Origin of the sequence: Carnobacterium divergens, assembly GCF_900258435.1 — a bacterium.
In the GTDB taxonomy this organism is placed as follows: Bacteria; Bacillota; Bacilli; order Lactobacillales; family Carnobacteriaceae; genus Carnobacterium; species Carnobacterium divergens_A.
Genome location: NZ_LT992558.1, coordinates 1,663,792 through 1,675,342, shown reverse-complemented (window position 1 = coordinate 1,675,342; position 11,551 = coordinate 1,663,792). Strand labels below are relative to the sequence as shown.

The 11,551-nt window shown below is 35.6% G+C and carries 11 protein-coding genes; all 11 read left to right on the top strand.

Annotation, left to right across the window (positions count from 1 at the left end):
* Positions 1–13: 13 nt before the first annotated feature.
* The 11 genes from lepB (CDIMF43_RS08425) (at position 14) to codY (ending at position 11,418) form a co-directional block, all read left to right on the top strand.
* Entirely contained in the window at positions 14–553 is a 540-nt protein-coding gene (gene lepB / locus CDIMF43_RS08425) for a signal peptidase I (RefSeq protein ID WP_074402715.1), read from the top strand.
* A 27-nt stretch (positions 554–580) separates the two neighbouring features.
* A complete protein-coding gene (gene lepB / locus CDIMF43_RS08420; protein ID WP_109841747.1) occupies positions 581–1,237 on the top strand; it encodes a signal peptidase I in 657 nt (218 codons plus the stop codon).
* A gap of 86 nt (positions 1,238–1,323) precedes the next feature.
* Positions 1,324–2,187, top strand: a complete 864-nt coding sequence (gene ylqF, locus CDIMF43_RS08415; protein WP_074402717.1) for a ribosome biogenesis GTPase YlqF — start codon at positions 1,324–1,326, stop codon at positions 2,185–2,187.
* Positions 2,188–2,189: 2 nt separating this feature from the next.
* A complete protein-coding gene (locus CDIMF43_RS08410) occupies positions 2,190–2,972 on the top strand; it encodes a ribonuclease HII (RefSeq protein WP_109841746.1) in 783 nt (260 codons plus the stop codon).
* An 88-nt stretch (positions 2,973–3,060) separates the two neighbouring features.
* The gene (gene dprA, locus CDIMF43_RS08405; RefSeq protein ID WP_074402719.1) at positions 3,061–3,924 is read left to right on the top strand and encodes a DNA-processing protein DprA; all 864 of its coding nucleotides are present in this window, start codon (positions 3,061–3,063) and stop codon (positions 3,922–3,924) included.
* Positions 3,925–4,147: 223 nt separating this feature from the next.
* The gene (gene topA, locus CDIMF43_RS08400; protein ID WP_109841745.1) at positions 4,148–6,226 is read left to right on the top strand and encodes a type I DNA topoisomerase; all 2,079 of its coding nucleotides are present in this window, start codon (positions 4,148–4,150) and stop codon (positions 6,224–6,226) included.
* A 74-nt stretch (positions 6,227–6,300) separates the two neighbouring features.
* Positions 6,301–7,623 (top strand): FADH(2)-oxidizing methylenetetrahydrofolate--tRNA-(uracil(54)-C(5))-methyltransferase TrmFO, encoded by a 1,323-nt coding sequence (gene trmFO, locus CDIMF43_RS08395; RefSeq protein ID WP_109841744.1) that lies wholly within the window; start codon positions 6,301–6,303, stop codon positions 7,621–7,623.
* Between the two features lie 64 nt (positions 7,624–7,687).
* Positions 7,688–8,587 (top strand): tyrosine recombinase XerC, encoded by a 900-nt coding sequence (gene xerC / locus CDIMF43_RS08390; RefSeq protein ID WP_074402722.1) that lies wholly within the window; start codon positions 7,688–7,690, stop codon positions 8,585–8,587.
* Positions 8,588–8,625: 38 nt separating this feature from the next.
* Entirely contained in the window at positions 8,626–9,168 is a 543-nt protein-coding gene (gene hslV, locus CDIMF43_RS08385; RefSeq protein WP_074402723.1) for an ATP-dependent protease subunit HslV, read from the top strand.
* Between the two features lie 15 nt (positions 9,169–9,183).
* Positions 9,184–10,602 carry an ATP-dependent protease ATPase subunit HslU gene (gene hslU, locus CDIMF43_RS08380; protein WP_109841743.1) on the top strand — a complete coding sequence of 473 codons (1,419 nt, stop codon included), beginning with the start codon at positions 9,184–9,186 and terminating at the stop codon, positions 10,600–10,602.
* 18 nt (positions 10,603–10,620) lie between these two features.
* Positions 10,621–11,418 carry a GTP-sensing pleiotropic transcriptional regulator CodY gene (gene codY, locus CDIMF43_RS08375; RefSeq protein ID WP_074402725.1) on the top strand — a complete coding sequence of 266 codons (798 nt, stop codon included), beginning with the start codon at positions 10,621–10,623 and terminating at the stop codon, positions 11,416–11,418.
* Positions 11,419–11,551 lie beyond the last annotated feature (133 nt).

Here is an 11,551-nt window from a genome sequence, read left to right as displayed (position 1 = left end):
GGAGCGAAAGGACATGGAAAAATCTTGGAGAGATCATTTATGGGACTGGTTTAAAGCCGCTGTCTTAGCGATTGTCCTCACCGCTATCTTAAGAAATTTTATTTTTATCCCAATGAATGTACAAGGATCGTCTATGATTCCAACACTTCATCAAGGCGATCAAATGGTGGTTGAATCCTTTTCAAAAATCCAACGTTTTGATATTGTTGTTTTTAAGGACGCATCTAACCGAACCTTAGTGAAGAGAATTATTGGACTGCCTGGCGAATCAATTGCTTACCGCAACGATCAACTTTATATTGATAATCATAAAATAAGCGAACCTTTCTTAAAAAATAAATTAGTAATGCAAGCAGGGGAAACATGGACATCCGATTTTGACTTGCAGCAATTAACAGGAGAAGAAACCGTTCCTGCTAACGAGTATTTTGTTTTAGGTGACAACCGTCGATCAAGCAACGACAGTCGTGTTTTTGGATCCGTTGCTAAAGAGGAGATCATTGGGAAAACGATTTTAGTTTATTTTCCATTTAACAGAATAAATGTTTATTAACGATGATAAAAGAAAGTAGGAAAGAATATGAGTAGAACAAATTATTCAGATGGACGAGATGAATCAGCAGAAGTTTTTGAGCCACGAAGTAAAGCGCATCACTCTAAAACGCGGAAAAAGAAATCAAAAAAAGGCAAAAAAAATGAAATTCTAAGTACCTTTGTATATGTCGTGGTAGCATTGGCTATTTGTTTGTTAATCCGTCAATTTTTATTTGCACCTGTAAGTGTAGATGGTGAGTCAATGATGCCAACACTAGAAAATCACGACCGTTTAATTTTAAATAAAATTGAAAAAGTAGATCGTTTTGATATTATTGTATTTCCAGCACCAGATGCTCCTGATAAACAGTACATCAAACGTGTGATTGGCTTGCCGGGAGATGAAATTTCAATGCAAGATGATGTACTTTACTTAAATGGCAAAGCAGTGGAAGAACCTTATCTTGATAAATATAAAGCAAAATTGAAAGCCAAGGGACAATTGTTGACAGGCGATTTCACATTAATGGGGAAAACCGGTGTTGCAAAAGTCCCAGAAAACGAATATTTTGTAATGGGAGATAATCGTGGCAATTCAAAAGATAGTCGTATTTTTGGTTTTGTTCACATTGATACGATTTCTGGAACGACAGATCTTCGTATTTGGCCTTTCACTCATTTTGGAACACTAAAAACTGAATAATTTAGTGAATGAAATGACAGCTTTTAGGTCATTTCTTTTACTGATGTTCGTTAACTGATAAATTTTAAGTAAAGAGGAGCAACAACATGACAATCCAATGGTTTCCTGGTCATATGGCCAAAGCAAGAAGAGAAGTATCTGAAAAATTAAAGTTAGTAGACGTGGTTTTTGAGCTAGTAGATGCTAGACTGCCACTTTCAAGTCGGAATCCGATTTTAGATGAATTAATCGGACAAAAACCGCGGGTTATTATTTTGAATAAAAGTGATTTAGCTGACGAAAGACAAACGAAAGCATGGGTTTTGTATTTTAAAGAACAAGGGATTTCTGCTGTTCCCATTATTGCGCAAGAAGGAAAAGGCATGCAAAAAGTAATGGCGGAAGCAAAATTGTTATTAAAAGAAAAATTTGATCGCATGAAAAGCAAAGGGATTAATCCAAGAGCGATTCGTGCAATGAGTATTGGAATTCCAAACGTTGGGAAATCAACATTAATCAATCGTTTTATCAAAAAAAATATTGCAAAGACAGGGAATAAACCAGGAGTCACAAAAGGGCAACAATGGTTGAAATTAGGAAAAGAATTGGAATTGTTAGACACACCAGGAATTCTTTGGCCTAAATTTGAAGATCCTGAAATCGGTAAAAAATTAGCTTTAACAGGAGCCATTAAAGACAATTTGTTACAAATGGATGACATAGCACTATACGGTCTAGACATTATGAGAACCTATTATCCACAACAATTAATGAAACGATTTAAAATCAATTCAGAAGAATTAACGTTGGGATTGCCAGAACTATTGATGCTTATCAGCGAAAAACGAGGTTTTAGAGATGACTATTCTAGAGCAAGTGAAATGGTTGTTTATGAAATTAGAAGTGGTAAAGTAGGGCGGTACACATTGGATCACGCTCCAATCCACCTTGAAACAACAGAAGAGGCGTAAATATGGATAAAAAATTAACGATTATAGAAGTAAAAGAACGCTTAAAATCCATCCATTCTATTGATGACCCTGCATTTGAACAAATAAAAATGGATGAACGTAAAGGGGTGCAAACCGCAATTAAAGCTTGGCATAAAAAACAAGCAGATGCCCTTAAATTAGAGCAAAAACATCAAGAAATGCTACAGTTTGAAGAAAAATTGTGGCAACAAAACTGTGTGTATATTGCAGGAATCGATGAAGTAGGGCGTGGTCCATTAGCAGGTCCGGTTGTTGCGGCGGCTGTGATTTTACCTAAAGATTTCCATGTCTTAGAAATCAATGATTCCAAGCAATTATCGGAAGCAAAACGCGATGCGCTATTTGATAAAATTAAAAAGGAAGCATTAGCAATTGGGGTAGGCATTAAAGACGAATCTATCATTGATCAGGTGAACATCTATCAAGCTACTAAATTGGCAATGATTGAAGCAGTTGAAAATTTATCAATTGATCCCCAACACCTATTGATTGATGCGATGAAATTAGAATTAGATATTCCACAAACAAGCATCATTAAAGGGGATGCAAAAAGTTTATCAATTGCAGCTGCGAGTATTGTTGCAAAAGTGACCAGAGATCGAATGATGAAAGATTACGACAAGCAATATCCCGGCTATGGCTTTGTTAAAAATGCGGGTTATGGAACAAAAGTTCATTTAGAAGGATTAGAAAAATACGGCGTGACTCCAATTCATCGAAAAACCTTTGCTCCAGTTAAAGATCAAATCATGAAAAAAAGATAAAGAGAAATTCTCTTTATCTTTTTTTCATGAAATCCATCCTTTTTGCGGATAGTCATACTAACCCTAACGAACAAAAGGAGATAGACAAATGAATCTTACAGAATTAAATGAATGGCTATTTCATTTGGCGCATTGCCAGGGAGTCGGAGCAAGTAGTCGGATTCGAATGATTGCAGAATTAATTGACAACCCCTCTTTATCCTTATTTGATTTAGCTTTTACTACAAACCTAAGTACAAAAAACACAAAATTATTTTATGAAAGTTATGAAAAAATAGATCGTCAAGCAGCTCTAAATCACTATAAAGAGAAAAAAATTAACTGGATTACCATCTTAGATTCTGATTATCCAAGTTTTTTAAAAGAAATTTATAACCCACCAGCGTTACTTTTTTATCAAGGAGATAAGACTTTATTAAAAGAAAGGTTATTAGCAATTGTAGGATCCCGTTTAAAAACGGCCTATGGAAGTGCTGTTTTAAATGCTCTTTTACCCAAATTGATTCAGCAGCAAGTGGTTACGGTAAGTGGATTGGCTAAAGGAATTGATGCGGAAGTCCATGAAAAAACAATTCACCTACAAGGAAAAACAATTGGGATTATTGGAACAGGATTGGATTTAGTTTATCCAAAAATCAATAAAGACTTACAGTGTGAGATTGCAAAGAATCATTTATTGCTATCAGAGTATCCAATAGGAGCACAGCCAAAAAGACATCATTTTCCATTAAGAAATCGAATAATCGCTGGGATAAGTTTAGGAACATTAGTTGTGGAGGCAAGAAAGAGAAGTGGCAGTTTAATAACTGCTAACTTAGCTTTGCAAGAAGGGCGCGAAGTTTTTTCAGTTCCCGGAAGTATTTTAAGTTCTTATTCAAAAGGAACGAATGAACTTCTGCTAAATGGTGCAAAATGTGTTGTAGATGCAGATCAAATTTTAGAAGATTTATAAAAATAATTAAAAAAATTTTTTAAAATTAAAAATTGACTAGAAACACTTTAATATCAACGTTGTTATCTATTAGAACCTCTTTATTTTTAATTTTTCCTACTATATAAATAGCAAAATTTTAGAACAGTTAGTTGACAAAGTGCTACCAGATGGCATAAGATGATAAACGATTTCAGTTTTTGATTTATCATTAAATAAAAGCTCATTCGAAAGGAGCAACTTTGTGGCCTATAAATATTTGGTGATTGTTGAATCACCCGCAAAAGCAAAAACCATTGAAAAATACCTAGGAAAAAATTATAAAGTAGTCGCTAGTTTAGGGCATATTAGAGATCTTCCAAAAAGTAAAATGGGTGTTGACGTTGAAAATAACTATGAACCTCACTATATCTCAATTCGAGGTAAAGGTGACTTAATCAAGGAATTAAAAAAGTTTGCTAAAAAAGCAGATAAAGTTTATCTCGCAGCCGATCCAGATAGAGAAGGGGAAGCCATTGCGTGGCACCTTTCACACTTACTAAATCTGGATATTGAAGATAAAAATAGAGTGGTTTTCAATGAAATCACTAAAGAGGCGGTTAAAGGAGCCTTTAAAGAACCGCGTTCGATTAATATGGATTTAGTCGATTCACAACAAGCTAGACGTATCTTAGATCGACTAGTAGGTTATACAATCAGCCCTATTTTATGGAAAAAAGTAAAAAAAGGACTTAGTGCAGGTCGTGTTCAATCGGTTGCATTGAAGTTGATTATTGACCGTGAAAAAGAAATTATCGCTTTTAAACCAGAAGAATACTGGACGATTGGTGGGAATTTCAAAAAAGGAACGAAAAAGTTTAAAGCGAATTTTTATGGCTTAAAAAACAAAAAAGTTGCCTTGAAAAATACAGAAGAAGTGCAAGAAGTCATTAAAAGATTAGATGGTCCTGATTTTGAAGTTACGAATGTTACAAAAAAAGAACGCAAACGAAATGCAGCACTTCCATTTACAACAAGTAGCTTACAACAAGAAGCTGCACGTAAATTGAACTTTAGAACAAGAAAAACGATGATGGTTGCCCAACAATTATACGAAGGAATTTCCCTTGGTCGTGGTGGTGCGGTCGGTTTAATTACTTACATGAGAACCGATTCAACCCGGATTGCAGATAGTGCTAAAGCCGAAGCAGCTGAATTTATCGTAAAAGAATATGGTGAGGAATATTCTGCAACCAAATTTAAAAAATCAAAAAATGCTCAAGGTGCCCAAGATGCCCATGAAGCGATTCGTCCTTCAAGCGTGCTTAGAACACCTACAGAATTAGAAAAGCATCTTTCAAAAGATCAATTAAAACTTTATAAGTTAATTTGGTCACGATTTGTAGCTAGTCAAATGACACCAGCAGTTTTTGACACTATGAAAGTTGACTTGGTTCAAAATGATGTCTTATTTAGAGCAAATGGTCAAAAAATTAAATTTGCAGGATTCACTAAAGTGTACATTGAAGGAAATGACGAAGGCAAAGAAGAAAAAGACAATATTCTTCCTGAAATGGAAAAAGGCGACACGGTTAAATCGGTTGATATTGAGCCAAAACAACACTTTACTCAACCCCCTGCACGCTTTACTGAAGCAACCTTGATCCGCTCTCTTGAAGAAAACGGAGTAGGAAGACCGTCTACTTATGCCCCTACCTTAGAAACGATTCAACGACGCTACTATGTAAAATTACAAAGCAAACGTTTTGAGCCAACTGAACTAGGAGATATTGTTAATACTATGATTGTGGAATTTTTCCCACAAATTGTGGACATTCATTTCACTGCTGAAATGGAGCAACAGCTAGATTATGTAGAAGAAGGCAAAGAAAACTGGGTTGGCGTAATTGATCGATTTTATAAACCTTTTGCGATTGAAGTCGAAAAAGCAGAAGAAGGAATTGAAAAAATTCAAATCAAAGATGAACCAGCAGGATTTGATTGTGAATTATGTGGACATCCGATGGTGATTAAATTAGGCAGATATGGAAAATTTTATGCATGTAGTAATTTCCCTGAATGTCGAAACACAAAAGCCATCGTTAAGGAAATTGGCGTAACTTGTCCTACATGTAAAAAAGGCAATGTCATAGAACGTAAATCGAAGAAAAATCGTTTGTTCTATGGGTGTGACAAGTACCCAGAGTGCGAATTTGTTTCATGGGATAAACCAGTTGGACGCGATTGTCCTAAATGTGAACATTATTTAGTTGAGAAAAAATTAAAAGGCGGCAAACAAGTTGTTTGTAGCAATTGTGATTACCAAGAAGCCGTTCAAAAATAAGACAAAAGAAAAAGGGGGTATTCTCCTTTTTTCTTTAATTTTTTAATGATATACAAAGAAAGAAGGGGAATTTATTGAGTAAAACAAATTTTGTAACCGTTATCGGAGCCGGATTAGCAGGTAGTGAAGCAGCCTTTCAAATTGCTGAAAGAGGAATAAACGTTCATCTATACGAAATGCGTCCCGCAAAAAATACAGAAGCTCATCATACGTCAGATTTTGCAGAGTTGGTTTGTAGCAATTCATTAAGAGCGAATCAAGTAACAAACGCTGCTGGTTTATTAAAAGAAGAAATGCGACAATTTTCTTCACTTATTATTAGTGAAGCAGATCGACATTCAATACCTGCAGGTGGTGCATTAGCTGTTGACCGAGATAAATTTTCACAAGGTGTAACAGAAAGAATTAAAAATCATCCATTCATAAAAATTTTTTCTAAGGAAATGGTAGCGTTACCGAATGGACCAACGATTATTGCAACCGGTCCCTTAACGTCAGCTCCCTTAGCAAAAGAGATTGCCACATTTACGGAATCAGATGGTCTTTATTTCTATGATGCAGCAGCACCAATCATTGAAAAGAATAGCATTGATTTTGATAAAGTCTATTTAAAATCTAGATATGATAACGGTGAAGCGGCTTATTTGAATTGTCCAATGAATGAAGAAGAATTTAATCGCTTTTACGATGAATTAATTGAAGCCGAAGTAGCACCGTTAAAATCATTTGAAAAAGAAAAATTCTTTGAGGGGTGTATGCCTGTTGAAGTGATGGCTAAGCGTGGACGTAAGACACTGTTATTTGGTCCGTTAAAACCCGTTGGATTAGAAGATCCTAAGACTGATAAGCGTCCGTTTGCAGTTGTGCAATTAAGACAAGATAACGCGGCAGGTTCTCTTTATAATTTAGTAGGTTTTCAGACGCATTTAAAATGGGGAGAGCAAAAACGAATTTTGCAATTGATTCCAGGTTTAGAGCAAGCAGAGATTGTTCGATATGGGGTTATGCATCGAAATACGTTTATTAAATCACCTGACGTATTAAAAGCAACCTATCAGTCAAAAAAACGTTCGGATTTATTTTTTGCAGGACAAATGACTGGCGTAGAAGGATATGTAGAAAGTGCCGCCAGTGGTTTAATTGCGGGAATGAATGCGGCTAAGCTTGTTTTAGGCGAAGAACTGGTTACTTTTCCTTTAGAAACGACACTTGGCAGTATGGCTTATTACATTACCCATGCCGATAGCAACTATTTTCAACCAATGAATGCAAACTTTGGGTTATTTCCACCCTTACCAGAAAAAATTAGAGACAAGAAACTTCGAAACGAAGCCTATGCAAATCGGGCGTTAGAAAGTATTTTAAATTTAAAGAAAATTCTTTCAATAGAGACCTGAATAGATTGAATTCTCTTTGTTGATATGATAAAGTATCTTTGTCGTATTAACAGGGGGGATTTTTTTGGAGGAGTCACAATGGATGTCTATTTTTTTACAGTATTTAATGATTGAAAGACATTACTCTGAATTAACAAAAAAAGCCTATGAAGAAGATATTCTAGAATTCAAAAAATTTCTTGAAGCAACTGGAGAAGCCTCTTTTAAAACGGTGACGCTTGCGGATGTTCGAATTTATCTAGGTTTGTTAAATGAAAAACAATTAAGCCGCAACTCGGTTTCAAGAAAAATATCAAGTATGCGAGCATTTTATCAATTTTTATTGAAAGATCAACTAGTAGAGGACAATCCTTTTTCATACATTCATTTGAAAAAGAAATCACTGAGACTGCCACGTTTTTTTTATGAAAAGGAAATGGACGCACTGTTTACAGCTGTAAAAGGGGATAAACCGTTAGATTTTCGAAATGAAGCATTATTAGAAGTGCTGTATGGAACCGGCATTCGGGTCAGCGAATGTAGCAATATCCAACTTAAAGATTTAGATTTTGAATTAGGTGTATTGCTGGTACATGGAAAAGGCAATAAAGAGCGGTATGTTCCATTTGGGCACTATGCGGCAATTGCAATCACCGAGTACCTTGAAAAATGCCGCACACCTTTAATGACAACCTACCATAAAGAACATCCTTATTTAATTGTAAATCATTATGGCGATCAAATTACGCCAACTGGAATTGAATATGTATTAAATCAGGTAATTAAAAAAAGCAGCTTAACCTCGAATATTCACCCACACATGTTGCGTCATACCTTTGCCACTCATTTATTGAACAACGGGGCAGATATGCGAACAGTTCAGGAATTATTAGGTCATGCAAGTCTTTCTTCAACACAAATTTATGCTCATGTAACAAAGGAGCATTTACAAAAAAATTACCGACAATTTCATCCAAGAGCCTAGAGCTTTAAGAAGAAATGAATTAATAGGAGGAATAAACAATGACAACAACTTTTCATGCAACAACGATTTTTGCTGTGAGCCACAAAGGAGAATGTGCGATGGCTGGCGATGGTCAGGTAACGATGGGAGAATCTGTTATCATGAAAGGCACAGCGCGCAAAGTTCGTCGTATTTATAACGGTGAAGTGCTAGTTGGTTTTGCTGGAAGTGTAGCGGATGCTTTTACATTAGAAGAAAAATTTGAAGCGAAATTAAATGAGTACAAAGGCAATTTAAAACGAGCTGCTGTAGAATTAGCTCAAGAATGGCGTACAGATCGTGCGATGCAAAAGCTGGAAGCCTTATTAATTGTCATGAATAAAGATGAAATGTTAATGGTGAGTGGTGGTGGTGAAGTGATTGAACCAGATGATGGCATCTTAGCGATTGGATCAGGTGGGAATTATGCCCTATCAGCAGGTCGCGCATTAAAAAAACACGGTCAACATTTAAGTGCAAGTGAAATTGCTAAAGAAAGTTTAACTGTTGCAGCCGATATCTGTGTCTTTACCAATCACAATATTATCGTTGAAAAACTTTAAAAGGAAGTGTCTACAATGAATACAACTATTAATATGACTCCTAGAGAAATCGTTCAAGAACTTGATAAATACATTATTGGACAAAATGAAGCTAAAAAATCAGTTGCGGTAGCTTTACGTAATCGTTACCGTCGGCTACAGTTAGAAGAAGAAATGCAACAAGAAATTACCCCTAAAAACATGTTAATGATTGGACCAACAGGTGTTGGTAAAACAGAAATTGCGCGTCGCTTGGCAAAAATTGTTAACGCACCTTTTATCAAGGTAGAAGCAACAAAATTTACCGAAGTAGGTTACGTTGGACGTGATGTCGAGTCGATGGTTCGTGATTTAGTTGAAGTTAGTATTCAAATTGTTCAAAAGCAACAGTATTCGAATGTTTACTCACAAGCAGAAAAACGTGCAATCGATCGAGTAGCTAAATTACTTGTTCCAGGAATAAAAAAAGAAAAGAAAAAAGCGGCTAATTTAAATCCTTTTGAAAATATGTTTCAAAATATGGGCGTTGATATGTCTCAATTTAACCAAGAAGAAGTCGAAGAAGAAGTGACCGAAACGATTTCATCTAACCGTGAAACAATGAAACAACAAATTCGCGATGGCTTGCTAGATCAAAGAGAATTAACGATTGAAGTGAATGAAAGTAAAAAAACAGTCAATTCTCCAATGGGAGCGGGTCTAGAGCAAATGGGGATTGATTTGAATGATACCTTAGGAGCCTTAACTCCAAAACGTAAAATCAAACGAACAGTGACTGTTCAAGAAGCAATTAAAATCTTTATCCAAGAAGAATCTGAAAAGCTCGTTAACCCAGAAGACATTTATTCACAAGCCATTAAACTTGCTCAAAATACAGGGATTATCTTTATTGATGAGATTGATAAAATAACTTCTAAAGCAAGTCAGTCTGGAGAAGTTTCTCGTGAGGGTGTGCAGCGCGATATTTTACCCATTGTTGAAGGATCACAAGTCAACACAAAATATGGCACAATCCAAACAGATCATATTCTATTTATTGCTTCAGGTGCGTTCCACGTGTCTAAACCAAGTGATTTGATTCCAGAACTGCAAGGACGATTTCCAATTCGTGTAGAACTGAATGATTTAGATGCAAGTGATTTTGTTAAGATTTTAACAGAACCTAATAACGCATTGATTAAACAATATATTGCAATGCTTGGAACGGAAAATATCAAAGTAACCTTTACCTTTGAAGCAATTGAGCGTTTAGCAGAGATTGCCTTTAAGGTGAATCACGAAACCGATAATATTGGCGCACGCCGTCTGCATACAATTTTAGAAAAATTATTAGAAGATTTGTTATTTGAAGCTCCAGATATGCATATGGGAGAAATTACAATTACAGAAAACTATGTGAACGATAAAATTGACTATATTGTCCAAGATAAAGACTTAAGTCGTTATATCTTATAAGAGCTGGAGGAAAAACGAGTGAACAATTTACTTCTTAAAATGCGTAAAATCAGCAGTATGCTGCAACAAAAAGGCGGTGTAGCGTCGGTTTCTGATCGGTTGCCATTTAACAACATGGCAGAGATACTAGGGGACACATTAGATGCGAATACCTATTTGATTAGTGAAAATGGGGTATTGCTTGGATACAACGAAAAACATGGGATTAACAATGAACGAGTGAAACAAATGCTTGTTGATGAAAGATTTCCAGCAGACTATACAGCAAACATGCTAGGTATCACGGAAACCAAAGCGAATATAGGTGTAGAAAGTGATTATACTGCTTTTCCAATTGAAAATCGCGACTTATTTGCTGAAGGGCTGACAACGATTGTTCCAATACGTGCTGCGGGTGAACGATTAGGAACCATTATATTAGCACGTTTGCATTCTGCCTTTGACGATGGAGATTTAGTTTTAGCAGAATACAGTGCAACTGTGGTGGGGATGGAAATTTTATACCACAAATCAAATCAAATTGAAGAAGAAACAAGAAGTTTGGCAATTGTTCAAATGGCGATTAAAACCCTTTCATATAGTGAGTTAAAAGCTGTTAAAGCGATATTTGATGAGCTAGATGGCTTAGAAGGACGTCTAACAGCGTCTAGTATTGCCGATAAAATTGGCATCACTCGTTCAGTTATTGTTAACGCGTTAAGAAAACTTGAATCAGGTGGGATTATTGAATCTCGTTCACTTGGAATGAAAGGGACCTATATTCGGGTGAACAATCCGAAATTTATAGAAGCCCTTGCTAAAGAATCTGTTTATTAAACAAAAATGATTTCGATAAAGTTTATCGAAATCATTTTTATTTAAATTTACCTAAAAGCTGAAAATGGTTTCAAATAAAGACTTAAAATATGATATAATCAACTTTATTGAATGCATTAGAAGGAGGGAAAGA

Bases quoted from the DNA above. Each gene is read 5' to 3' on its own strand.
- lepB (WP_074402715.1), top strand. From the start codon at position 14: ATGGAAAAATCTTGGAGAGATCATTTATGGGACTGGTTTAAAGCCGCT.
- lepB (WP_109841747.1), top strand. From the start codon at position 581: ATGAGTAGAACAAATTATTCAGATGGACGAGATGAATCAGCAGAAGTT.
- ylqF (WP_074402717.1), top strand. From the start codon at position 1,324: ATGACAATCCAATGGTTTCCTGGTCATATGGCCAAAGCAAGAAGAGAA.
- CDIMF43_RS08410 (WP_109841746.1), top strand. From the start codon at position 2,190: ATGGATAAAAAATTAACGATTATAGAAGTAAAAGAACGCTTAAAATCC.
- dprA (WP_074402719.1), top strand. From the start codon at position 3,061: ATGAATCTTACAGAATTAAATGAATGGCTATTTCATTTGGCGCATTGC.
- hslV (WP_074402723.1), top strand. From the start codon at position 8,626: ATGACAACAACTTTTCATGCAACAACGATTTTTGCTGTGAGCCACAAA.
- hslU (WP_109841743.1), top strand. From the start codon at position 9,184: ATGAATACAACTATTAATATGACTCCTAGAGAAATCGTTCAAGAACTT.